This window comes from Klebsiella sp. P1927 (genome assembly GCF_018204675.1).
GTDB classification, from domain to species: Bacteria; Pseudomonadota; Gammaproteobacteria; order Enterobacterales; family Enterobacteriaceae; genus Klebsiella; species Klebsiella pneumoniae.
On record NZ_CP073377.1, the window covers coordinates 215,332 to 239,000 of the forward strand.

23 protein-coding genes and 1 tRNA gene are annotated in these 23,669 nt (G+C 56.7%); 17 read left to right on the forward strand and 7 right to left on the reverse strand.

Going from position 1 to position 23,669, the window contains the following annotated elements; translation table 11 throughout:
• Window positions 1–138: 138 nt before the first annotated feature.
• Entirely contained in the window at window positions 139–1,482 is a 1,344-nt protein-coding gene (gene argG, locus KB892_RS01180) for an argininosuccinate synthase (protein WP_004144895.1), read from the reverse strand.
• 307 nt (window positions 1,483–1,789) lie between these two features.
• Between argG and KB892_RS01185 the strand changes: the two genes are divergently transcribed.
• The 12 genes from KB892_RS01185 (at window position 1,790) to mtr (ending at window position 15,492) form a co-directional block, all read left to right on the forward strand.
• A tRNA-Met gene (locus KB892_RS01185) sits at window positions 1,790–1,866 on the forward strand.
• Between the two features lie 208 nt (window positions 1,867–2,074).
• Window positions 2,075–2,527: a ribosome maturation factor RimP gene (gene rimP / locus KB892_RS01190; RefSeq protein ID WP_002918364.1), complete on the forward strand. Its 453-nt coding sequence runs from the start codon at window positions 2,075–2,077 to the stop codon at window positions 2,525–2,527.
• Between the two features lie 27 nt (window positions 2,528–2,554).
• The gene (gene nusA / locus KB892_RS01195) at window positions 2,555–4,042 is read left to right on the forward strand and encodes a transcription termination factor NusA (RefSeq protein WP_002918252.1); all 1,488 of its coding nucleotides are present in this window, start codon (window positions 2,555–2,557) and stop codon (window positions 4,040–4,042) included.
• 24 nt (window positions 4,043–4,066) lie between these two features.
• On the forward strand, window positions 4,067–6,757 hold the full coding sequence (infB, locus tag KB892_RS01200; protein WP_002918250.1) for a translation initiation factor IF-2: 2,691 nt from the start codon (window positions 4,067–4,069) through the stop codon (window positions 6,755–6,757).
• Between the two features lie 102 nt (window positions 6,758–6,859).
• Window positions 6,860–7,261 (forward strand): 30S ribosome-binding factor RbfA, encoded by a 402-nt coding sequence (rbfA, locus tag KB892_RS01205; protein WP_002918248.1) that lies wholly within the window; start codon window positions 6,860–6,862, stop codon window positions 7,259–7,261.
• Entirely contained in the window at window positions 7,261–8,205 is a 945-nt protein-coding gene (gene truB / locus KB892_RS01210) for a tRNA pseudouridine(55) synthase TruB (protein ID WP_002918246.1), read from the forward strand. Before rbfA ends, truB begins: the two co-directional genes overlap by 1 nt.
• Window positions 8,206–8,353: 148 nt before the next feature.
• Window positions 8,354–8,623, forward strand: a complete 270-nt coding sequence (gene rpsO / locus KB892_RS01215; protein ID WP_002918244.1) for a 30S ribosomal protein S15 — start codon at window positions 8,354–8,356, stop codon at window positions 8,621–8,623.
• A 242-nt stretch (window positions 8,624–8,865) separates the two neighbouring features.
• Complete coding sequence (gene pnp, locus KB892_RS01220; protein WP_004150944.1) at window positions 8,866–11,001, forward strand: polyribonucleotide nucleotidyltransferase; 2,136 nt, start codon at window positions 8,866–8,868, stop codon at window positions 10,999–11,001.
• Between the two features lie 108 nt (window positions 11,002–11,109).
• Window positions 11,110–11,994, forward strand: coding sequence for a lipoprotein NlpI (nlpI, locus tag KB892_RS01225; RefSeq protein WP_002918241.1), 885 nt, complete (start codon window positions 11,110–11,112; stop codon window positions 11,992–11,994).
• 104 nt (window positions 11,995–12,098) lie between these two features.
• Complete coding sequence (yrbN, locus tag KB892_RS01230) at window positions 12,099–12,179, forward strand: protein YrbN (protein ID WP_085903200.1); 81 nt, start codon at window positions 12,099–12,101, stop codon at window positions 12,177–12,179.
• Window positions 12,172–14,103, forward strand: a complete 1,932-nt coding sequence (gene deaD / locus KB892_RS01235) for an ATP-dependent RNA helicase DeaD (protein ID WP_004150943.1) — start codon at window positions 12,172–12,174, stop codon at window positions 14,101–14,103. Before yrbN ends, deaD begins: the two co-directional genes overlap by 8 nt.
• Before the next feature lie 144 nt (window positions 14,104–14,247).
• Window positions 14,248–15,492 (forward strand): tryptophan permease, encoded by a 1,245-nt coding sequence (gene mtr, locus KB892_RS01240; protein ID WP_002918235.1) that lies wholly within the window; start codon window positions 14,248–14,250, stop codon window positions 15,490–15,492.
• A gap of 44 nt (window positions 15,493–15,536) precedes the next feature.
• Here the strand turns inward: mtr and KB892_RS01245 are convergent, their stop codons facing one another.
• From KB892_RS01245 to ubiU, 3 genes are all read right to left on the reverse strand, one after another.
• Window positions 15,537–16,544, reverse strand: coding sequence for a luciferase-like monooxygenase (locus KB892_RS01245; RefSeq protein ID WP_002918234.1), 1,008 nt, complete (start codon window positions 16,542–16,544; stop codon window positions 15,537–15,539).
• 142 nt (window positions 16,545–16,686) lie between these two features.
• Window positions 16,687–17,565, reverse strand: coding sequence for a U32 family peptidase (locus KB892_RS01250; protein WP_002918233.1), 879 nt, complete (start codon window positions 17,563–17,565; stop codon window positions 16,687–16,689).
• A 5-nt stretch (window positions 17,566–17,570) separates the two neighbouring features.
• The gene (ubiU, locus tag KB892_RS01255; RefSeq protein ID WP_002918232.1) at window positions 17,571–18,566 is read right to left on the reverse strand and encodes a ubiquinone anaerobic biosynthesis protein UbiU; all 996 of its coding nucleotides are present in this window, start codon (window positions 18,564–18,566) and stop codon (window positions 17,571–17,573) included.
• 221 nt (window positions 18,567–18,787) lie between these two features.
• Here ubiU and ubiT point away from each other — a divergent pair, with 221 nt between their 5' ends.
• Both ubiT and KB892_RS01265 read left to right on the forward strand, forming a co-directional pair.
• On the forward strand, window positions 18,788–19,312 hold the full coding sequence (ubiT, locus tag KB892_RS01260; protein ID WP_002918231.1) for a ubiquinone anaerobic biosynthesis accessory factor UbiT: 525 nt from the start codon (window positions 18,788–18,790) through the stop codon (window positions 19,310–19,312).
• A complete protein-coding gene (locus tag KB892_RS01265; RefSeq protein WP_002918229.1) occupies window positions 19,306–19,809 on the forward strand; it encodes a GNAT family N-acetyltransferase in 504 nt (167 codons plus the stop codon). Before ubiT ends, KB892_RS01265 begins: the two co-directional genes overlap by 7 nt.
• Here KB892_RS01265 and KB892_RS01270 read toward each other — a convergent pair.
• Window positions 19,796–20,086, reverse strand: a complete 291-nt coding sequence (locus KB892_RS01270; RefSeq protein ID WP_002918226.1) for a GIY-YIG nuclease family protein — start codon at window positions 20,084–20,086, stop codon at window positions 19,796–19,798. The genes KB892_RS01265 and KB892_RS01270 overlap by 14 nt on opposite strands.
• 49 nt (window positions 20,087–20,135) lie before the next feature.
• On the opposite strand from KB892_RS01270, the gene KB892_RS01275 reads away from it, so the two are divergent.
• Window positions 20,136–20,579 carry a YhbP family protein gene (locus KB892_RS01275; protein ID WP_002918223.1) on the forward strand — a complete coding sequence of 148 codons (444 nt, stop codon included), beginning with the start codon at window positions 20,136–20,138 and terminating at the stop codon, window positions 20,577–20,579.
• On the opposite strand, the gene KB892_RS01280 is transcribed toward KB892_RS01275, so the two are convergent.
• Entirely contained in the window at window positions 20,541–21,077 is a 537-nt protein-coding gene (locus tag KB892_RS01280) for a type 1 glutamine amidotransferase domain-containing protein (protein WP_002918221.1), read from the reverse strand. The two genes, KB892_RS01275 and KB892_RS01280, sit on opposite strands and share 39 nt — an antisense overlap.
• 128 nt (window positions 21,078–21,205) lie before the next feature.
• On the opposite strand from KB892_RS01280, the gene KB892_RS01285 reads away from it, so the two are divergent.
• Together KB892_RS01285 and KB892_RS01290 are read left to right on the forward strand one after the other, a co-directional pair.
• Window positions 21,206–21,853 (forward strand): NAD(P)H-binding protein, encoded by a 648-nt coding sequence (locus tag KB892_RS01285; RefSeq protein WP_002918218.1) that lies wholly within the window; start codon window positions 21,206–21,208, stop codon window positions 21,851–21,853.
• A 75-nt stretch (window positions 21,854–21,928) separates the two neighbouring features.
• Window positions 21,929–22,969: a permease gene (locus KB892_RS01290; RefSeq protein WP_002918216.1), complete on the forward strand. Its 1,041-nt coding sequence runs from the start codon at window positions 21,929–21,931 to the stop codon at window positions 22,967–22,969.
• Between the two features lie 121 nt (window positions 22,970–23,090).
• Here KB892_RS01290 and dolP read toward each other — a convergent pair whose 3' ends face one another.
• The gene (gene dolP, locus KB892_RS01295) at window positions 23,091–23,666 is read right to left on the reverse strand and encodes a division/outer membrane stress-associated lipid-binding lipoprotein (RefSeq protein ID WP_002918214.1); all 576 of its coding nucleotides are present in this window, start codon (window positions 23,664–23,666) and stop codon (window positions 23,091–23,093) included.
• Window positions 23,667–23,669 lie beyond the last annotated feature (3 nt).

Sequence of the window (23,669 nt, forward strand, 5' to 3'; positions counted from 1 at the left end):
TGAGGCTATTATAGTCAACAGTTTTGCTGGTCTGGCGATAAGGAAAAAATGCGTCATGGCATTTTTTTTACGTTGGTGGGTCATTCAAAATAAAAAGCCGGCGGTGAGCCGCCGGCGGAAAGCAACATTGTCAGGCGATTATTTACCTTTGTTTTCCAGATTTTCAACCTGCGGTAAACCGGTTGCCGAGGAGGCGCTCAGCAGGCCAGACTGGGCATAGCCGAACAGCTTCTCGCGGGTATCGGTGATGTCCAGATTACGCATGGTCAGCTGGCCGATACGGTCTTCGGCAGTAAACATGGAATCGCCTTTTTCCATGGTCAGACGCTCCGCTTTATAGGTCAGGTTGTCTGATACCGTATTAAGGATCGAGTAGTCGTTACCGCGACGCAGTTCGAGGGTGACTTCGCCGGTGATCTGGCTGGCGACCCAGCGCTGCAGCGAATCACGCAGCATCAGCGCCTGGGAATCAAACCAGCGGCCCTGATACAGCAGGCGGCCCAACTGGCGACCGTGGGCGTGATATTGCTCAATCGTATCTTCGTTATGGATACCGGTCAGCAAACGCTCGTAGGCAATATGCAGCAGCGCCATCCCCGGAGCTTCATAAATGCCGCGGCTTTTCGCTTCGATAATCCGGTTTTCAATCTGGTCGCTCATGCCCAGGCCGTGACGACCGCCGATGCGGTTGGCTTCCAGCATCATCTCGACGTCATCGGCAAAGGTTTTACCATTCAGCGCCACCGGATGGCCCTGCTCAAAGCGTACGGTGACCTCTTCCGCAGGGATCTTCACGTTTTCGTCCCAGAACTTCACGCCCATAATCGGGTTGACGATCTTGACGCTGGAGTTCAGGAATTCGAGATCTTTCGCTTCATGGGTCGCGCCGAGCATATTGGAGTCGGTGGAGTAGGCTTTCTCGACCGACATCTTGTAATCAAAGCCGCAGGCGATCATAAATTCGGACATTTCGTGACGACCGCCGAGCTCATTGATAAAGTCGCTGTCCAGCCACGGTTTGTAAATCTGCAGTTCAGCGTTGGTCAGCAGGCCGTAACGATAGAAACGTTCAATATCGTTGCCTTTATAGGTGCTGCCATCGCCCCAAATGTTAACGCCGTCTTCTTTCATCGCCGCCACCAGCATGGTGCCGGTGACCGCGCGGCCTAGCGGCGTGGTGTTGAAGTAGGTCAACCCACCGGTGGTGTTATGGAAAGCGCCACACTGAATCGCGGCGATCCCTTCTGCGACCAGCTGTTTGCGGCAGTCGATCAGACGGGCGCCTTCAGCGCCGTACTCTTTCGCGCGGCGCGGGATAGCATCGTAGTCGTCTTCGTCCGGTTGACCCAGGTTAGCGGTATATGCATAAGGCACGGCGCCTTTTTTGCGCATCCATAACAGCGCGGCGCTGGTATCCAGTCCACCAGAGAAAGCGATACCAATACGTTGACCAACCGGGAGATGCTTGAGAATCGTCGTCATAAAATAAAACCCTGCTCGATAGACTGTGGTGAGTTCGACCCAACAACCTTAACTGCATTTTTATGCATTAATTGTGAGTATTCATTTAACCATCTTTTACTGGCGACAGGAAGTGCTTCATCATCTTTTTGCTAAAAAAGCCTGAAATACCAGCACAAACGGCAATCGGGGGCGCTAAAAAGCATGTTGACAAAATATACTAATCGCCGTTACAATTCATCCCGATTTTATGTCCCGTCTTCGGTACCAAATCCCAGCAGTATTTGCGTCTTTTGCTCAAAAAGAGTAAAATATGCCACGTTTCAGGCGCGGGGTGGAGCAGCCTGGTAGCTCGTCGGGCTCATAACCCGAAGGTCGTCGGTTCAAATCCGGCCCCCGCAACCACTTTCCCATTAAGTACTTTTTCAAATATACTGTGAGGACTAGGTGTCCTTCGTAGCCGAATTTGAAAGAATTCTTGCGGAAGGTGTTCCAGATCGCCATGGCGATCTCAGGGTTCAGTTATCTAAAGCCCCGATTTATCGGGGTTTTTTGTTATCTGACTTCAGAATAACTGGGCTATACGCCCTTTTTTTATGTCTTGGGGGTGGGTTTGTCCACATTAGAGCAAAAATTGACAGAGATGCTCACTGCGCCGGTTGAAGCGCTTGGCTTTGAGCTGGTCGGCATCGAATTTATTCGCGGTCGCACATCCACACTGCGCATCTATATTGATAGTGAAGATGGCATCAACGTTGATGATTGTGCTGATGTGAGCCACCAGGTAAGCGCCGTCATGGATGTCGAAGACCCGATCACTGTCGCTTACAACCTGGAAGTCTCTTCGCCTGGTCTTGACCGTCCGATGTTCACCGCCGAACACTATCAACGTTTCACCGGCGAAGAAGTTGCGCTGGTGCTGCGCATGGCGGTTCAGAACCGCCGCAAATGGCAGGGCATTATCAAAGCGGTAGACGGTGAGATGATCACGGTAACCGTCGAAGGCAAAGATGAAGTGTTCGCGCTGAGTAACATCCAGAAGGCGAACCTGGTTCCCCACTTTTAACAGTCTGGATTGAGGTGAAAGGCCCCGATGAACAAAGAAATTTTGGCTGTTGTTGAAGCCGTTTCCAACGAAAAAGCGCTGCCGCGTGAGAAAATTTTCGAAGCGCTGGAAAGCGCGCTGGCAACGGCCACCAAGAAAAAATACGAACAAGAGATCGACGTTCGCGTTGAAATCGACCGCAAGAGCGGCGATTTCGATACCTTCCGTCGTTGGCTGGTTGTAGAAGAAGTCACCCAGCCGACGCGCGAGATCACGCTGGAAGCAGCGCGTTTCGAAGATGAAAGCATGAACGTCGGCGACTATGTCGAAGATCAGATCGAATCTGTTACCTTCGACCGTATCACCACCCAGACCGCTAAGCAGGTTATCGTGCAGAAAGTCCGCGAAGCCGAGCGCGCGATGGTGGTCGATCAGTTCCGCGAGCACGAAGGTGAGATCATCACCGGCGTGGTGAAAAAAGTGAACCGCGACAATATCACACTGGATCTGGGTAACAACGCTGAAGCCGTGATCCTGCGTGAAGATATGCTGCCGCGTGAAAACTTCCGTCCGGGCGACCGCATTCGCGGCGTACTGTACGCTGTCCGTCCGGAAGCGCGTGGCGCCCAGCTGTTCGTCACCCGTTCCAAACCTGAGATGCTGATCGAACTGTTCCGCATCGAAGTGCCGGAAATCGGTGAAGAAGTGCTGGAGATCAAAGCGGCGGCTCGCGATCCGGGCTCTCGTGCCAAAATCGCGGTGAAAACCAACGACAAGCGCATCGACCCGGTTGGCGCTTGCGTCGGTATGCGCGGTGCGCGTGTGCAGGCCGTGTCGACTGAGCTGGGTGGTGAACGCATCGATATCGTCCTGTGGGATGATAACCCGGCGCAGTTCGTGATTAACGCTATGGCGCCGGCAGACGTCGCGTCCATCGTGGTGGATGAAGATAAACACACCATGGATATCGCGGTAGAAGCGGGCAACCTGGCGCAGGCGATCGGCCGTAACGGTCAGAACGTCCGCCTGGCTTCACAGCTCAGCGGCTGGGAACTCAACGTCATGACCGTTGACGATCTGCAGGCTAAGCACCAGGCGGAAGCGCATGCCGCTATCGATACCTTCACCAAATATCTTGATATTGATGAAGATTTCGCGACAGTGCTGGTTGAAGAAGGCTTCTCCTCGCTGGAAGAGCTGGCCTATGTGCCGATGAAAGAACTGCTGGAAATCGACGGTCTGGATGAAGCCACCGTTGAAGCACTTCGTGAGCGTGCGAAAAACGCACTGACTACGCTGGCGCTGGCTCAGGAAGAAAGCCTGGGAGATAACAAACCTGCCGATGATCTGTTGAATCTCGAAGGTCTGGATCGTGCCCTGGCATTCAAACTGGCTGCCCGTGGTGTTTGTACGCTGGAAGATCTCGCCGAGCAGGGCGTTGATGACCTGGCTGATATCGAAGGGATGACCGACGAGAAAGCTGGCGAGCTCATCATGGCCGCTCGCAACATTTGTTGGTTCGGCGACGAAGCGTAATAAACTGTAGCAGGAAGGAACAGCATGACAGATGTGACTATTAAAGCGCTGGCCTCAGAGATTCAGACCTCTGTGGATCGCCTGATACAGCAATTTGCTGACGCAGGCATCCGCAAATCGGCTGATGATTCTGTGACCTCGCAAGAGAAACAAACTTTGTTGACGCACCTGAACCGTGAACACGGCTCGGCGCCAGACAAGCTGACGTTACAGCGTAAGACGCGCAGTACGTTGAATATTCCAGGTACCGGTGGAAAGAGTAAATCGGTACAAATCGAAGTCCGCAAGAAACGCACCTTTGTGAAACGCGATCCGCAAGAGGCTGAACGCCTGGCCGCGGAAGAGCAGGCGCAGCGTGAAGCGGAAGAGCAGGCCCGTCGTGAAGCTGAAGAAGCAGCGAAACGCGAGGCGCAATTAAAAGCTGAACGTGAGGCCGCAGAACAAGCTAAACGTGAAGTCGCTGATAAAGCGAAACGTGAAGCTGCGGAAAAAGACAAAGTGAGCAATCAACATACCGACGAAATGACCAAAACCGCCCAGGCTGAAAAGATCCGTCGCGAGAACGAAGCCGCGGAATTGAAGCGCAAATCGGAAGAAGAAGCACGCCGCAAACTTGAAGAAGAAGCGCGCCGTGTAGCGGAAGAAGCACGCCGTATGGCTGAAGAAAACGAAAAAAATTGGTCTGAAACCTCAGACAGCCCGGAAGATAGCAGCGACTATCACGTCACCACATCACAGCATGCTCGTCAGGCTGAAGATGATAACGATCGTGAAGTCGAAGGCGGTCGCGGCCGTAGCCGTAGCAGCAAAGCGGCTCGTCCGGCGAAGAAAGGCAACAAACACGCTGAATCGAAAGCTGATCGTGAAGAAGCCCGCGCGGCCGTGCGCGGCGGTAAAGGCGGTAAGCACCGTAAAGGTTCCGCTCTGCAGCAGGGCTTCCAGAAGCCAGCGCAGGCCGTTAACCGTGACGTCGTAATCGGCGAAACCATCACCGTTGGCGAACTGGCTAACAAGATGGCGGTGAAAGGTTCTCAGGTCATCAAAGCGATGATGAAGCTGGGCGCCATGGCGACCATCAACCAGGTCATCGACCAGGAAACCGCACAGCTGGTTGCCGAAGAGATGGGCCACAAAGTTATCCTGCGTCGTGAAAACGAACTGGAAGAAGCCGTAATGAGCGACCGTGACACCGGCGCGGCGGCTGAACCGCGCGCACCGGTCGTGACCATTATGGGTCACGTTGACCACGGTAAAACCTCGCTGCTGGACTACATTCGTTCTACCAAGGTTGCCTCCGGCGAAGCGGGTGGTATTACCCAGCACATCGGTGCTTACCACGTCGAAACCGACAACGGCATGATCACCTTCCTGGATACCCCGGGCCACGCCGCGTTTACCTCCATGCGTGCTCGTGGCGCGCAGGCGACGGATATCGTGGTTCTGGTGGTGGCGGCAGACGACGGCGTGATGCCGCAGACTATCGAAGCTATCCAGCACGCTAAAGCGGCGCAGGTACCGGTGGTAGTGGCGGTGAACAAGATCGATAAGCCAGAAGCCGATCCGGATCGCGTGAAGAACGAACTGTCCCAGTACGGCATCCTGCCGGAAGAGTGGGGCGGCGAGAGCCAGTTTGTCCACGTTTCCGCGAAAGCGGGTACCGGCATCGACGACCTGCTGGACGCGATCCTGCTGCAGGCTGAAGTTCTTGAGCTGAAAGCGGTCCGCAACGGTATGGCGAGCGGCGCGGTCATCGAATCCTTCCTTGATAAAGGTCGTGGTCCGGTAGCTACCGTTCTGGTTCGCGAAGGTACTCTGCACAAGGGCGACATTGTTCTGTGCGGCTTCGAATATGGCCGTGTGCGCGCGATGCGTGACGAACTGGGTCGCGAAGTGCTGGAAGCGGGTCCGTCCATTCCGGTGGAAATCCTCGGCCTGTCCGGTGTGCCGGCTGCCGGTGATGAAGTGACCGTAGTGCGTGACGAGAAAAAAGCGCGTGAAGTGGCGCTGTATCGTCAGGGCAAATTCCGTGAAGTTAAGCTGGCGCGTCAGCAGAAATCTAAACTGGAAAACATGTTCGCTAACATGACCGAAGGCGAAGTTCACGAAGTGAACATCGTACTGAAGGCGGACGTACAGGGTTCTGTCGAAGCGATTTCCGATTCCTTACTGAAACTGTCTACCGACGAAGTGAAAGTGAAGATCATCGGTTCCGGCGTAGGTGGTATCACCGAAACCGACGCTACCCTGGCAGCAGCATCCAACGCGATTCTGGTTGGCTTCAACGTTCGTGCCGATGCCTCTGCGCGTAAAGTTATCGAAGCGGAAAGCCTGGATCTGCGTTACTACTCCGTCATCTATAACCTGATCGACGAAGTGAAAGCGGCGATGAGCGGCATGCTGTCTCCGGAACTGAAACAGCAGATCATCGGTCTGGCTGAAGTGCGTGATGTCTTCAAATCGCCGAAATTCGGCGCCATCGCGGGCTGTATGGTTACCGAAGGGACGATCAAACGTCACAACCCAATCCGCGTTCTGCGTGACAACGTGGTTATCTATGAAGGCGAGCTGGAATCCCTGCGCCGCTTCAAAGATGACGTTAACGAAGTCCGTAACGGCATGGAATGTGGTATCGGCGTGAAGAACTACAACGACGTTCGCGTTGGCGATATGATCGAAGTGTTCGAAATCATCGAAATCCAGCGTAGCATCGATTAATCATTTGATGGCTAAGCAGCCGGGGAAGCGAAGCGCCACCCGGCAATCATTTTAAAAAGGGGCTTTTGGCCCCTTTTTTGTCTTTATTCTGGAGAACTTATTATGGCGAAAGAATTTGGTCGCCCGCAGCGTGTGGCCCAGGAGATGCAAAAAGAGATTGCCATCATCCTGCAGCGTGAAATTAAAGATCCGCGTCTGGGCATGATGACCACCGTTTCCGGTGTGGAAATGTCCCGTGACCTGGCCTATGCCAAGGTGTATGTCACCTTCCTTAACGACAAAGATGAAGCCGCGGTGAAAGCGGGCATCAAAGCGCTGCAGGAAGCTTCTGGCTTTATCCGCTCTCTGCTGGGGAAAGCGATGCGTCTGCGCATCGTACCGGAACTGACTTTCTTCTACGACAACTCACTGGTCGAAGGGATGCGTATGTCCAACCTGGTCACCAGCGTGGTGAAACACGACGATGAGCGTCGTGTGAACCCGGACGACAGCAAGGAGGACTGATGAGTCGTCCTCGTCGTCGCGGCCGCGACGTGCATGGCGTATTGTTGCTGGACAAGCCTCAGGGCGCCTCCAGTAACGATGTGCTGCAAAAAGTAAAACGTATTTATAACGCCAACCGCGCCGGGCATACCGGCGCGCTGGATCCGCTGGCGACCGGTATGCTGCCGATCTGCCTTGGCGAAGCGACCAAGTTTTCCCAGTATCTGCTGGACTCCGATAAGCGTTACCGCGTGATCGCCAAACTTGGCCAGCGCACGGATACCTCCGATGCCGACGGTCAGGTGGTGGAAGAGCGCCCGCTGACTTTTTGCGACGAACAGCTGGCGGCGGCGCTGGACAGCTTCCGCGGCGAGACGCAGCAGGTGCCGTCGATGTATTCGGCGCTGAAATATCAGGGCAAGAAGCTATACGAATATGCTCGCCAGGGTATTGAAGTTCCGCGGGAAGCCCGGCCGATAACCGTCTATGAGCTGCTGTTTATTCGCCGCGAAGGCGATGAGCTGGAGCTGGAGATCCACTGCTCGAAAGGCACCTACATCCGGACGATTATCGATGATTTAGGTGAGAAGCTCGGCTGCGGCGCGCACGTGATTTTCCTGCGTCGCCTGGCGGTAAGCAAATACCCGGTCGAGCGGATGGTGACCCTCGAGCAGCTGCAGGCGCTGGTCGATGAGGCGGCGGCGCAGGATATTCCTGCCGCTCAGTTGCTTGATCCGCTGCTGATGCCGATGGACAGCCCGGCCTCGGATTACCCGCTGGTTAATATTCCAGAAACCTCCGCAGTCTACTTTAAGAACGGCAACCCGGTACGTCAGTCAGGCGCGCCGCTTAACGGGCTGGTGCGGGTGATGGAGAGCGAGTCCGGCAAGTTTCTCGGCATGGGCGAAATTGACGATGAAGGCCGCGTGGCCCCGCGTCGTCTGGTGGTGGAATACCCGGCGTAAGCGCTTTTCTTGCGATAAAAGCCTGCTACGAGTAGAATATCGCCGCTTAACGTCCGCTAACGTGTTTTAACATTTTCGGGCGTTGCATCAGGGGTCGCTGAATTAGAGATCGGCACCCTTTCTTTCTTTTAATTTTTGGAGTTATAAAATGTCTCTAAGCGTTGAAGCTAAAGCAAAAATCGTTTCTGAGTTTGGTCGTGGCGAAAACGACAGCGGTTCTACCGAAGTTCAGGTTGCACTGCTGACCGCACAGATCAACCACCTGCAGGGCCACTTTGCAGAGCACAAAAAAGATCACCACAGCCGTCGTGGTCTGCTGCGCATGGTTTCTCAGCGTCGTAAACTGCTCGACTACCTGAAACGTAAAGATGTTGCCCGTTACTCTGCGCTGATTGAGCGTCTGGGTCTGCGTCGCTAATTCTGCGAGTTTCAGAAAAAGGGGCCTGACGGCCCCTTTTTTCGACCGGGCGGCAGCAATTCATTCAAAACTCATGTATTGTTGCTAGTAATGATCTTCATGCAGAGGTTCGCGCGGCTAATGAGAGGCTTCATCCGCAGGGGCGGGTAAAGGTTGTCATTAGTCGCGAGGATGCAGAAGATCGGGTCAATAGACGCTATGTCGTGGATATGGCGTGATTTATAGATAAAAAGGATAGAATTTTGCTTAATCCGATCGTTCGTAAATTCCAGTACGGCCAGCATACCGTGACCCTGGAAACCGGCATGATGGCGCGCCAGGCAACGGCCGCTGTGATGGTTAGCATGGATGACACTGCGGTATTCGTTACCGTTGTGGGTCAGAAAAAAGCGAAGCCAGGCCAGGACTTTTTCCCGCTGACCGTTAACTACCAGGAGCGTACCTACGCTGCCGGTAAAATCCCGGGTGGTTTCTTCCGTCGTGAAGGCCGTCCAAGCGAAGGCGAAACCCTGATCGCGCGTCTGATTGACCGCCCGGTTCGCCCGCTGTTCCCGGAAGGCTTCGTTAACGAAGTTCAGGTTATCGCCACCGTCGTTTCCGTTAACCCGCAGGTTAACCCAGACATCGTCGCGATGATCGGTGCTTCCGCTGCGCTGTCGCTGTCTGGTATTCCGTTCAATGGCCCAATCGGCGCTGCGCGCGTGGGTTACATCAACGACCAGTACGTACTGAACCCAACCCAGGAAGAACTGAAGTCCAGCAAACTGGACCTGGTGGTTGCCGGTACCGAAGCGGCCGTGCTGATGGTGGAATCCGAAGCGGAACTGCTGAGCGAAGACCAGATGCTGGGCGCGGTGGTCTTCGGCCACGAGCAGCAGCAGATTGTTATTCAGAACATCAACGACCTGGTGAAAGAAGCCGGTAAACCGCGTTGGGACTGGCAGCCGGAAGCGGTCAACGAAGCGCTGAACGCGCGCGTGGCTGCGCTGGCTGAATCCCGTCTGAGCGATGCTTACCGTATCACCGACAAACAAGAGCGTTACGCTCAGGTTGACGTGATCAAATCTGAAACCATCGCCACGCTGGTTGCTGAAGATGAAACCCTGGACGCTAACGAGCTGGGTGAAATCCTGCACGCCATCGAGAAAAATGTGGTTCGTAGCCGCGTACTGGCCGGCGAGCCGCGTATCGATGGCCGTGAAAAAGATATGATCCGTGGTCTGGACGTTCGTACCGGCGTTCTGCCGCGTACTCACGGTTCCGCGCTGTTCACCCGTGGCGAAACGCAGGCGCTGGTTACCGCGACTCTGGGTACCGCACGCGATGCGCAGAACATCGACGAACTGATGGGCGAGCGCACCGACTCCTTCCTGTTCCACTACAACTTCCCTCCGTACTCCGTAGGCGAAACTGGCATGGTGGGGTCTCCGAAGCGTCGTGAAATCGGTCACGGTCGTCTGGCGAAGCGCGGCGTACTGGCCGTGATGCCGACTATTGAAGAATTCCCGTACACCGTGCGCGTGGTATCGGAAATCACCGAATCTAACGGTTCCTCTTCCATGGCTTCCGTCTGCGGCGCCTCTCTGGCGCTGATGGACGCCGGCGTGCCGGTAAAAGCCGCTGTGGCGGGTATCGCAATGGGTCTGGTGAAAGAAGGCGACAACTTCGTCGTGCTGTCTGACATCCTCGGTGACGAAGATCACCTCGGCGATATGGACTTCAAAGTTGCGGGTTCCCGCGACGGTATCTCTGCGCTGCAGATGGATATCAAAATTGAAGGTATCACCAAAGAAATCATGCAGGTTGCATTGAACCAGGCTAAAGGTGCGCGTCTGCACATCCTGGGCGTGATGGAGCAGGCGATTAACGCGCCGCGCGGCGATATCTCTGAATTCGCACCGCGTATCCACACCATCAAGATCAACCCGGACAAGATCAAAGACGTTATCGGTAAAGGCGGTTCTGTTATCCGTGCCCTGACCGAAGAGACCGGTACTACCATCGAGATCGAAGATGACGGTACCGTGAAGATCGCAGCGACCGACGGCGACAAAGCGCAGCATGCTATCCGTCGTATCGAAGAGATCACCGCTGAGATCGAAGTTGGCCGCATCTACAATGGTAAAGTGACCCGTATCGTTGACTTTGGCGCATTCGTTGCCATCGGCGGCGGTAAAGAAGGTCTGGTTCACATCTCGCAGATCGCTGACAAGCGCGTTGAGAAAGTGACTGACTACCTGCAGATGGGTCAGGAAGTACCGGTTAAGGTTCTGGAAGTTGACCGCCAGGGCCGTGTCCGTCTGAGCATTAAAGAAGCAACTGAACAGACTCCGTCTGCCGCAGCGCCGGAAGCTCCGGCTGCCGAGCAGGGCGAGTAAGGTTGCCGTTAGCCCTCCGCTTTTGCGGAGGGCGTTTTACGGGCAGGACGCCTCGTTTGCAGCCGGGGAACAGGACGTTCATCCAATCGTTGTCTTCGGGAGTGGGAAATGAAGCCTTTTTTGCGCTGGTGTTTCGTGGCGACAGCTCTCACGCTGGCAGGATGCAGTAGCACCGCCTGGCGTAAGGACGCCGTCCTCGCAGTACCATTGCAACCGACTTTACAGCAAGAAGTGATTCTGGCACGCATGGAACAAATTCTTGCCAGTCGGGCTTTATCCGATGACGAACGCGCACAGCTTTTATATGAGCGCGGAGTGTTGTATGATAGTCTCGGTCTGAGGGCACTTGCGCGAAATGATTTTTCACAAGCGCTGGCAATCCGACCCGATATGCCGGAAGTATTCAATTACTTAGGCATTTACTTAACGCAGGCAGGCAATTTTGATGCTGCCTATGAAGCGTTTGATTCTGTACTTGAGCTTGATCCAACTTACAACTACGCGCACTTGAACCGCGGTATCGCCCTGTATTACGGCGGCCGGGCTAAGTTAGCGCAAGATGATCTGCTGGCGTTTTATCAAGACGATCCCAATGATCCTTTCCGTAGCCTGTGGCTTTATATCGCCGAGCGTAAACTCGACGAGAAGCGGGCGCTTGAAGCACTCAGAGAGCGCTTAAACAAGTCGGATAAAGAGCAATGGGGATGGAACATTGTCGAGTTCTACCTTGGCGACATTAGCGAAAAAGAGCTGATGACTCGTCTGAAGGCAGACGCAACGGATAACACCTCGCTCGCTGAGCATCTCAGTGAAACCAACTTCTATTTAGGTAAGTACTACCTAAGTCTGGGGGACAAGGACAGCGCTACGGCACTGTTCAAACTGGCGGTCGCCAACAACGTACACAACTACGTTGAGCACCGATACGCATTGTTGGAATTATCGCTCTTGGGCCAGGAGCAAGATGACCTGGCAGAATCGGACCAGCAATAGCTGACGAACACATCAGCCCATAGTTTTTTGCTTGCCATCACCTTCGCGGGTGAGGGCGTTGTTGTTCGTTAATACACCTACTTTGAGCCGGTTCACACTTTTCAATGAAAATTACCGTAAATTTTCACGATGAGTTATGTAGACTGGCCGCCATTAATTTTGAGGCACACGTACTACATGGCTGAATTCGAAACCACTTTTGCAGATCTGGGCCTGAAGGCTCCTATCCTTGAAGCGCTCACCGATCTGGGTTACGAAAAACCATCTCCGATCCAGGCTGAGTGCATTCCGCATCTGCTGGACGGCCGCGACGTTCTGGGTATGGCCCAGACCGGTAGCGGTAAAACCGCAGCATTCTCTTTACCGCTGCTGAACAACATCGATCCTGAGCTGAGAGCACCGCAGATTCTGGTGCTGGCGCCGACCCGCGAGCTGGCGGTACAGGTTGCTGAAGCAATGACGGAATTCTCTAAACATATGCGCGGCGTGAACGTGGTTGCCCTGTACGGCGGCCAGCGTTATGACGTGCAGCTGCGCGCCCTGCGTCAGGGTCCGCAGATCGTCGTCGGTACCCCGGGTCGTCTGCTGGACCACCTGAAGCGCGGCACCCTGGACCTCTCCAAACTGAGCGGCCTGGTACTGGATGAAGCAGATGAAATGCTGCGCATGGGCTTTATCGAAGACGTAGAAACCATTATGGCGCAGATCCCTGAAGGGCATCAGACCGCGCTGTTCTCCGCCACCATGCCGGAAGCTATCCGTCGCATTACCCGTCGCTTTATGAAAGAGCCGCAGGAAGTGCGCATTCAGTCCAGCGTGACGACTCGCCCGGATATCAGCCAGAGCTACTGGACTGCCTACGGCATGCGTAAAAACGAAGCGCTGGTGCGTTTCCTGGAAGCGGAAGACTTTGATGCGGCGATTATCTTCGTCCGTACCAAAAACGCGACCCTGGAAGTAGCTGAAGCGCTGGAGCGTAATGGCTACAACAGCGCGGCGCTGAACGGCGACATGAACCAGGCGCTGCGTGAGCAGACTCTGGAACGCCTGAAAGATGGTCGTCTGGATATCCTGATTGCGACTGACGTTGCGGCCCGTGGCCTGGACGTTGAGCGTATCAGCCTGGTGGTGAACTACGACATCCCAATGGATTCTGAATCCTACGTTCACCGTATCGGCCGTACTGGTCGTGCCGGTCGTGCTGGCCGCGCGCTGCTGTTCGTTGAGAACCGCGAGCGTCGTCTGCTGCGCAACATCGAACGCACCATGAAGCTGACCATTCCTGAAGTGGAACTGCCTAACGCGGAGCTGCTGAGCAAGCGTCGTCTGGAAAAATTCGCCGCGAAAGTTCAGCAGCAGCTGGAAAGCAGCGATCTGGATCAGTACCGTGCACTGCTGGCGAAAATCCAGCCGACGGCGGAAGGTGAAGAGCTGGACGTGGAAACGCTGGCTGCTGCGCTGCTGAAGATGGCTCAGGGCGAACGTTCGCTGATCGTTCCGCCGGACGCGCCGATGCGTCCACGTCGTGAATTCCGCGATCGTGACGATCGTTTCGACCGTCGTGGCGACCGTAATGATCGCGGCCCGCGCGGCGATCGCGAAGATCGTCCGAAGCGTGAGCGTCGTGACGTGGGTGACATGGAGCTGTATCGCATTGAAGTGGGTCGCGATGACGGCGTTGAAGTGCGTCATATCGTTGGCGCGATCGCCAATGAAGGCGATATCAGCAGCCGTTACATCGGTAACATCAAGCTGTTCGCTTCTCACTCCACCATTGAGCTGCCGAAAGGGATGCCGGGCGAAGTGCTGCAGCACTTTACTCGTACCCGTATCCTGAACAAGCCGATGAACATGCAGCTGCTGGGCGATGCGCAGCCGCGCACCGAACGTCGTGGCGGCGGTGAGCGTCGCGAAGGCGGCCGTGGCTTTGGCGGCGAGCGTCGTGAAGGCGGCCGTGGCTTCGGTGGCGAACGTCGTGAAGGCGGTCGTGGTGAAGGACGTCGTTTCAGCGGCGAACGTCGTGAAGGCCGTGCGCCGCGTCGTGACGATGCATCCGCGCCGCGCCGCGATGACTCAGCCGGCCGCCGTCGCTTCGGTGGCGATGCGTAATCAACGCCGCCCGCTAGCGTAAACTAAATAATACAGCCCCGATCGTCATGATTGGGGCTTTTTTTATTCCCTTTGTACTCGTGTACTGGTACAGTGCGTCATGCTCAACGTGAGCGAAGTATTTTCGACTGGAGAAATCGGTAAATGGCGACACTAACCACTACGGCAACCCGTCCGTCTCTGTTTGGCGGCGTGGTGATTATCGGCGGCACGATTATCGGCGCGGGCATGTTCTCGCTGCCGGTGGTGATGTCCGGCGCGTGGTTTTTCTGGTCGCTGGCGGCGCTGGTCTTCACCTGGTTCTGCATGCTGCACTCCGGTTTGATGATCCTCGAGGCCAATCTTAACTACCGCATCGGCTCCAGCTTCGACACCATTACCAAAGACCTGCTCGGCAAGGGCTGGAACCTGGTGAACGGTGTATCAATCGCCTTTGTGCTCTATATCCTGACCTACGCCTATATTTCGGCGAGCGGTTCGATCCTCCACCACACCTTCAGTGAACTGTCGCTGAAGGTGCCGGCGCGCGCGGCGGGCTTCGGCTTTGCGCTGCTGGTGGCGTTTATCGTCTGGATGAGCACCAAAGCGGTGAGCCGCATGACGGCTATCGTACTGGGCGCTAAGGTGATCACCTTCTTCCTGACCTTCGGTAGCCTGCTCGGGCACGTCGAGCCGACGACGTTATTTAACGTTGCGGAGAAGAATGCCTCCTATGCGCCATACCTGCTGATGACGCTCCCGTTCTGCCTGGCCTCGTTTGGCTATCACGGCAACGTGCCGAGCCTGATGAAATACTACGGAAAAGATCCGCGCACCATCATCCGCTGCTTAACCTACGGTACGCTGCTGGCGCTGGGTCTGTATGTCGTTTGGCTGCTGGTGACGATGGGTAACATCCCTCGTCCGCAGTTTATCGACATCGCGCAGAAGGGCGGCAACATTGATGTGCTGGTGCAGGCGCTGAGCGGCGTGCTGAATAGTCGGAGTCTGGATCTGCTGCTGGTGGTGTTCTCGAACTTTGCTGTCGCCAGTTCGTTCCTCGGCGTAACGCTGGGGCTGTTCGACTACCTGGCGGATCTGTTTGGCTTTGACGATAGCGCGATGGGACGCTTTAAAACCGCGCTGCTGACCTTTATCCCGCCGATGATTGGCGGACTGGTCAAACCCGATGGTTTCCTCTACGCCATCGGCTATGCTGGCCTGGCGGCGACGATCTGGGCGGCGATTGTACCGGCGCTGCTGGCTCACGCCTCACGCAAACGCTTCGGCAGCCCACAGTTCCGCGTTTGGGGCGGAACGCCAATGATTGTGCTGATCCTGCTCTTTGGCCTCGGCAATGCGGTTGTACATATCCTGTCGAGCGTCAATCTGCTGCCGGTTTATCAGTAAAGCTATTGCCCGGTGGCGCGACGTCCACCGGGCTGACGTGTGTGTTACCCCAACAGCTCCTCTTTCACCTGCATCGCTAAATCGAAAGAATGCAGACGCGCCTGGTGGTCGAAGATCTGGCCATTGACCATGATTTCGTCCGCCTCGGTTTCACGCAGAATCGACTCTAGCCCATGGCGGACTTTAGTTTTATCGCCGACCAACGACATGCTCAGTGCCTGCTGCACACCATACTGCTCGGACGCTGACCACAGCTGATGCATATTTTCCACCGGCGGCGGCAACTGACCGGTCTCGCCGCGACGCAGCTTCACAAACGCCTGTTGCATGGAGGTGAAGAGAAACTCCGCATCGCGGTTGCTGTCGGCGGCGATGATATTGATACACACCATCGCGTACGGTTTTTCCAGCCGCGCCGAAGGTTTGAAATTGCTGCGATACAGATGCAGGGCCTGGAACAACATATCCGGCGCGAAGTGCGAGGCGAAGGCAAACGGCAGGCCGAGCTGCGCCGCCAGTTGCGCGCTATAGAGGCTTGAGCCCAGCAGCCATACTGGAATGCGCTCCCCGTAGCCGGGAACCGGGCGCACGTGCGGGTTCGGATCGCGGGCGTCAAACCAGTCCACCAGTTCCGCTACATCGCGCGGGAAATTATCGACATCGCCGCTCATATGGCGACGCAGGGCGCGCATGGTCGGCTGATCGCTGCCCGGCGCGCGGCCAAGGCCGAGGTCGATCCGCCCGGGGTAAAGGGTGTTCAGGGTGCCGAACTGCTCAGCTATCACCAGTGGAGAGTGGTTAGGCAGCATCACGCCGCCGGACCCGAGATGCAGGGTGGTGGTGTTGGCGGCGAGATAGCCAATCAGCACCGAGGTCGCTGCGCTGGCAATGCCGACCATATTATGATGCTCCGCCAGCCAGTAGCGATGATAGCCGCGCGATTCGGCCAGCCGGGCGAGATCCAGAGAGTGGGTAAAGGCTTCTTTGGCAGAAGATCCTTGCGGGATCGGCGCCAGATCGAGCACCGAGAATGGAACAGATTTGTCAGTCATAAAGGCTCACTTTGCTACAGCATCGTCATCAGATTGAAGGTCTTCTTCCAGCCTGGCGCATCCTGGACGCGCCAGCCAGAAAAGCTGCATCTTTAATAATGCATTAAAATCTGAGCACTGTTTTAACAAAGTGAGCGGTTTATCAGGCCTGAAGCACCAGTCCTGGCAATCGTTTCCAGTAGCCGTTGCAATCGCTATTGCTGGTGAGATCCAGCGGCGCAGCGCCGTTTTCGTTGGCGCGGAAGGCCTCGAGCATGGCGAAGGTCTCGTTGCCCATCGGCGACAGGCGCACCATATCCACCAGGCCGTGCATGGAGGTCAGCTCATTGCCCAGGTTATAGACGTAGCCGCTCATGGTCTGAATACCATTGAGCACGAACACCTGCTGGTTCTCCTGCGACAGCATGCTGCGCCCGGTTGGGTACTTGATGCAGCAGGTTTCGCACTCGTCCTTTGGCCGGTCTTCCGAGCGGGCGGTAAAGCAGCGCGCGGAATAAGCCAGCGGCAGATGGCCGTAGCTCAGCACTTCGACTTCAAACTGGTTGCGGATACCCAGCTCTTCGCACTGGGTCAGTAAATTAGCCAGCCAGTCGCGGGAGAGTTCCACCGGCATGCACCAGCGCACCATGCCCTGTTTCCGCAGCAGGCGCAGGGTGACGGCGTTGTAGCAGTTCAGCGCATGCCCGGCGACGAACGGTAGCTTGCGTTCGGCGCAGAGATTTACCACGCCCAAATCACTAGCCTCAATCAGAAATTCGCCGTTATCGACATAGCGCTTCAGCTCGCCCAGTTCAGAAGAGGCCTGCACCAGCGCGAGGGTGGAGAGCACCACCTGCTTGCCGCTAGCGGCCAGCGTTTTCGCCATTTCGATCCAGTCGCCAACTTTGGTGGCGCGGCGTTTGCTGCATACCGCTTCGCCGAGATAAATGGTGTCGGCGCTGCAGTTTGCCGCCTGCTGGTAAAAATCTTCCAGCGTCTCTTTTGGCCAGTAGTACAGCACCGGCCCTAATGAATATTTCATGTTTCTCACTGCCATTTACGGTGATAAGCGCCAAGGGTAGTTTGTGTCCCCTCGGACATGGCGCCCAGGGTCTCCATCCAGGCGGACTGCGGTACGAAATTCTGCGGATCGGCTTTGCAGCGATCGATCGCCTGGCGCCAGACTTTCGCCACCTGGGTCACGTAAGCCGGGCTGCGCTGACGGCCTTCGATTTTCACCGAGGCGATATTGGCGGCCATCAATTCCGGCAACAGTTCCAGGGTGTTGAGGCTGGTGGGCTCCTCCAGCGCGTGATAGCGCTCGCCATCAACCAGGTAGCGGCCTTTGCACAGCGTCGGATAACCGGCATTTTCGCCATCCTGATAACGGTCAATCAGCACTTCATTGAGACGCGATTCCAGCCCCTGCGGCGTTTGCTGCCAGCGTACGAAGCGGGCAGGCGAACAGGCGCCGACGGTGTTGGGCGATTCGCCGGTCAGGTAGGAAGAGAGATAGCAGCGGCCTTCCGCCATGATGCACAGGCTGCCGAAGGCGAAGACTTCCAGCGGCACCGGCGTGGCGCGGGCCAACTGTTTCACCTGATGAATAGACAACACGCGCGGCAGTACGACGCGCGCGACGTCGAAGTTGCGATGATAGAAGCGAATGGCCTCTTCATTGGTGGCGGAAGCCTGCACCGAAACGTGACGCTCAATGTGTGGGTAACGCTCCGCAGCGTACTCCAGCATGGCGATATCGGCCAGAATGAGCGCATCGGCGCCCAGTTGAGCGGCCATATCCACTGCTCGCTGCCAGCGGGCGTAGCCGTCGGGATGAGCGAAGGTATTGATGGCGATATGCAGCTTACGACGGTGCTGATGCACAAAGCTGACGGCTTCCTGCAGTTTCTTTTCGGTGAAATTAAGGCCGGCAAAGTGGCGGGCGTTGGTGTCATCTTTCAGCCCGATATAGACGGCATCGGCGCCGTTTTCGATGGCCGCCTTAAGCGCCGGAAGGTTACCGGCTGGGCAGAGCAGCTCCATAATTTTTCCTGAAAAATGCGGCCCGTCAGGGACGCTGAATGGTTAACGAGCAGGGATTTTAGTTAACCTTCTGGTGACAATTTTTGATTTGAGGCAGTTAAAAGTGTATTGGCGGCGCCAATAACTGGCGGCCGTCATCGCGTTTTTGTTGATTTACGCCGCTATGTTGTTTATGTGATATGGCACAATAGCGGAACTATTGCATTCATGGAGTAAAGCTTGTGTTGGATAAACTGCGTTCCCGGCTGGTCCACTTTGGCCCGTCTTTAATGAGCGTGCCGGTTAAGCTGGCGCCTTTTGCCCTCAAGCGCCAGGTGCTGGAGCAAGTGCTGAGCTGGCAGTTTCGCCAGGCGCTGGCGGAGGGGGAGCTGGAGTTTCTTGAGGGGCGTTGGTTAAGTATTCATGTGCGTGACATCGGTCTGCTGTGGTATACCTCGGTAGTCGATGGTCGACTGGTGGTCAGCCAGCAGGCCGACGCCGACGTCAGCTTCAGCGCCGACGCCAGCGATCTGTTAATGATCGCCGCGCGCAAGCAGGATCCGGATACGCTATTCTTCCAGCGTCGTCTGGTCATTGAAGGCGATACGGAGCTGGGGCTGTATGTAAAAAATTTGATGGACGCCATTGAGCTCGAGCAGATGCCAAAAGCGCTGCGCGTGATGTTGCTGCAACTGGCGGATTTTGTCGAAGCTGGACTGAAGAGCCCGCAGAAACCTGAACAGACATCGGTAGGTGAGGCATGCTGATTCGAGTGGAGATTGGGATTGATGCACCGGGAATCGACGCGCTGCTGCGTCGTACCTTCGGCCGCGATGCCGAAGCGCAGCTGGTGCACGATCTGCGTGAAGATGGACTGATCACGCTGGGGGTAGTGGCGACGGATGATGAAGGCCAGGTGATCGGCTACGTTGCCTTCAGCCCGGTGGCGGTGGAAGGTGAGGAGCTGCAGTGGGTCGGCCTGGCGCCGCTGGCGGTAGATGAACGCTACCGCGGACAGGGCATTGGCCGGCAGCTGGTTTATGAAGGGCTGGACTCGCTGAATGAGTTTGGCTACGCCGCGGTGGTGACGCTGGGCGACCCGGATTTATACCGTCGCTTCGGCTTTGAACCGGCCGCGCGCTTCGATCTCCGCTGCCGCTGGCCGGACAGCGCCGAGGCGTTCCAGGTTCACCGTCTGGCGGATGACGCCCTCGACGGCGTCCATGGCCAGGTAGAATACAGCGAGCACTTTAATCGTCTTTAAGCCTTGCCAGCAGGGTTTCGAAGGCATCCTCTCCGGCAACGAGGCGCTCTTTTTCGCGCTTCGTTAGCTGCTTGACGCGATATTCCAGTCGCAATGCAAGTGAGTGTTCACCAACTTCGTGGCTAAAGGCCAGCTGCAGGTCGCCTTTGCCGCGCAACGCCTTTGCGCCTTTTCCCGCCTGATGCTGGCGAAAGCGGCGTGGCACGTCGGTGGTGATGCCGGTATAAAGGCGATTATCCGCGGTTCGAATGAGATACAGAAACCAGCACACGGTCACAAAGTCACTATGGTAAGGTGTGTGCACCATAGCATAATGGAGAAGAAAGATGGATACGCTTGCCGCCATTGGTCGCTGGCTGAGTAAACAGCACGTCGTCACCTGGTGCGTCTCCCGTGAAGACGAGCTGTGGTGCGCGAATGCCTTTTACGTCTATGACCCGGATACCGTGGCCTTTTATCTGCTCAGCGAGGAGCACACCCGCCATGGCCAGATGACCGGACAGAGGGCGAAGGTGGCCGGCACGGTTAACGGCCAGCCAAAAACCGTGGCCCTGATCCGCGGCGTGCAGTTCAAAGGCGAGATCCGTCGTCTGAGCGGTGACGAAGAGGCGCGAATGCGCCAGCGCTACGTCAAGCGCTTCCCGGTGGCCCGCATGCTGTCGGCGCCGGTATGGGAGATTCGTCCGGACGAAATCAAATTTACCGACAACACGCTGGGTTTCGGGAAAAAATTACACTGGCGGCGTGATGCCGGCGCCGAGCAGGCGTAGCGCTTCGCGATTGAAGGCCGGCAGATCGTCCGGCGTTCTGCTGGTGACCAGCTGTTCGTTATCGACCACCACCTCCTGGTCGTAAAACTCGCCCCCGGCGTTTTTCACATCCACCACAATCGGTTTCACCGCCGTGAGCTTACGTCCGCGGATCACATCGGCGCTGATCAGCAGCTGCGGACCGTGGCAGATGGCAAACACCGGCTTACCGCCGTTGACAAAATCGCGGGTAAAGGTGACGAAGCGTTCATCACCACGCAGCTGGTCGGGAGAGTAGCCCCCGGGCAGCAATAAGGCATCAAATTCACCCGGTGTGACGTCATCGATGGCTCTGTCGATGGCGACCTCGGCTTCTCCCTGCTTACCCTTCACCGTTTTGCCAGCCTGCTTTTCGATCGTGATGACCTGATGCCCGGCGAGCTTAAAGGCTTCGGCGGGAGAGGTAAATTCAGAATCTTCAAAGTCGTCGGTAATGAGGACGGCTATCTTTTTACTCATGCTTCCTCCACTGTCTGGATGGTCAATGAGGTAATTCCATGATGATGGTGGATACTTACCTTGTAAGGTATTAAGCCTGGAACATGAGCCTGAAAGTGCAAGGCGGAGAATTCTGTAAAGGAGAACCAATGAGTCAGGTATTATTAACCGGCGCGACCGGGTTAGTTGGCGGTCACTTACTCCGGCTGCTGCAGAATGAGCCCCGTATAAGCACCATCGCCGCGCCGACGCGTCGCCCGCTGGCGCCAGCGGAAGGTGTCTTTAATCCTCACGATCCCCAGCTGACCGATGCCCTGGCGCAGGTGGTTGACCCGGTGGATATCGTCTTCTGTTGCCTGGGAACGACGCGCCGGGAGGCCGGGAGCAAAGAGGCCTTCGTCCATGCTGACTACACGCTGGTGGTTGATACCGCGCTGACCGGCAAACGACTGGGTGCGCAACATATGCTGGTGGTTAGCGCGATGGGCGCCAACGCCCACTCGCCGTTTTTCTACAATCGGGTGAAGGGAGAAATGGAGGCGGCGCTGATTGAGCAAGACTGGCCGCGGCTGACCATCGCCAGGCCGTCGATGCTGTCAGGCGAGCGGGAAAAAAAGCGGGCCAATGAGACCTTCCTCGCACCATTGTTCCGGCTCTTGCCGGGGAACTGGAAATCCATTGCGGCCCGCGATGTGGCGATCGCCCTGCTGGCGGAGGCGCTGTCGCCCACCCACGAAGGGGTGCGAATTCTGACATCATCGGAACTACGGGAGCGCGCCGCGCGGCAGGCTGAATAGCGGTTTGCAAACGCAGGCTTCCGGCGTAGTATTCACGGCTTCAATTCATATCCACATTTCTTGCTGGGGAATGCTATGGCTGGTCAGTCTTCATCTCAGGCGGCGTCACCATTTCAATGGTGGAAACCCGCGCTTTTCTTTCTCGTCGTGATTGTTGGTCTGTGGTACGTCAAATGGCAGCCGTACTACGGGAAAGCCTTCACCGCTGCGGAAACCCACAGTATCGGTAAATCTATTCTCGCCCAGGCCGACGCTAACCCGCTGATGGCGGCGTGGGACTATGCGATGGTTTACTTCCTTGCCGTCTGGAAAGCGGCGGTGCTCGGCGTGCTGCTCGGGTCATTGATTCAGGTTCTCATTCCGCGCGACTGGCTGCTACGCACCCTTGGACAATCGCGGTTTCAGGGCACGCTGCTGGGAGCGATTTTCTCGCTGCCCGGCATGATGTGCACCTGCTGCGCCGCGCCGGTCACGGCCGGGATGCGCAAACAGCAGGTGTCGATGGGGGGGGCGCTGGCGTTCTGGATGGGGAACCCGCTGCTCAATCCGGCGACGCTGGTGTTTATGGGTTTTGTTCTGGGCTGGCAGTTTGCGCTGGTTCGCCTGGTGGCGGGTCTGGCGACAGTATTAACTGTGGCGACGCTGGTGCAGAAATGGGTGAAAGAGGCGGCGACGCAGCCGGTAGCGGTGCCAGATGTACAGGCGGAGGCGAGCCAGGGCGGCTTCTTTAGTCGCTGGCTGCGGGCGCTGTGGACGCTGTTCTGGAACACGATCCCGGTTTATATCCTCGCGGTGCTGGTGCTGGGAGCGGCGCGCGTCTGGCTGTTCCCGCACGCCGATGGCGTGGTGGATAATACGTTGTTCTGGGTTATCGCGATGGCGATCGCCGGCTGCCTGTTTGTGATCCCTACCGCGGCGGAAATTCCGATTGTGCAGACAATGATGCTGGCGGGTATGGGGACGGCGCCCGCGCTGGCGCTGCTCATCACACTGCCGGCAGTGAGCGTGCCGTCGCTGATTATGCTGCGTAAAGCCTTCCCAGCCAAAGCGCTGTGGCTGACGGGCGGACTGGTGGCGCTGTGCGGGGCGATTGTCGGTGCGCTGGCGCTGGTGTAGTTTGCCGTAAACGTACGCATAGCCGGATTGGATGCCGGGTGGCGGCTACGCCTTACCCGGCACACAACGTACAGGGGGCGGTAGCCCGGCTAAGCGCAGCGCCAGCCGGGAAACTGCAGCTTTATTTAATGTAGGTAAAGGCGGTGGTCACCCGGGATACGCCGCTTACCCGGCTGGCAATATCCGCCGCCGCCCGGCCTTCGCGGTCGGTCACCAGCCCCATCAGGAAGACTTCGCTGTTTTCCGTGGTTACTTTCACGTTCGAGGATTTGACCTGATCGGTGCTCAGGAGCTGCGAACGCACCTTGGTGGTAATCCAGGTATCAGACGAGGCGGTGCCTAAACCAATCGGCTGGCCCTGGCGCACTTCATTAAACACTTCCGTGGTCCCTTCCACGCCCATGGCGATTTGCTTGGCGCGCGCGGAGAGGTCCGGCGTCGGCGACTGGCCGGTCAGCAGGACTTTGCCCTGATAAGCGGTGACGTTGATACGGGCCTGTTTCTTAATCTGTTCATCTTTCGACAAGGCGCTATTGACGCGCAGTTCCAGGGTACTGTCATCGACCTGGGTTCCCACCGTACGCGGGTCCGTTGCGGCTTTGGTGCCGACTGCTGCCGTTCCGACTACCGCGGCGGCAACGCAGCCCTGCAGCAGTAGTGCAGAAAGCAGGATGGCGAGGGGCGAGAGAGCCTTCATGTG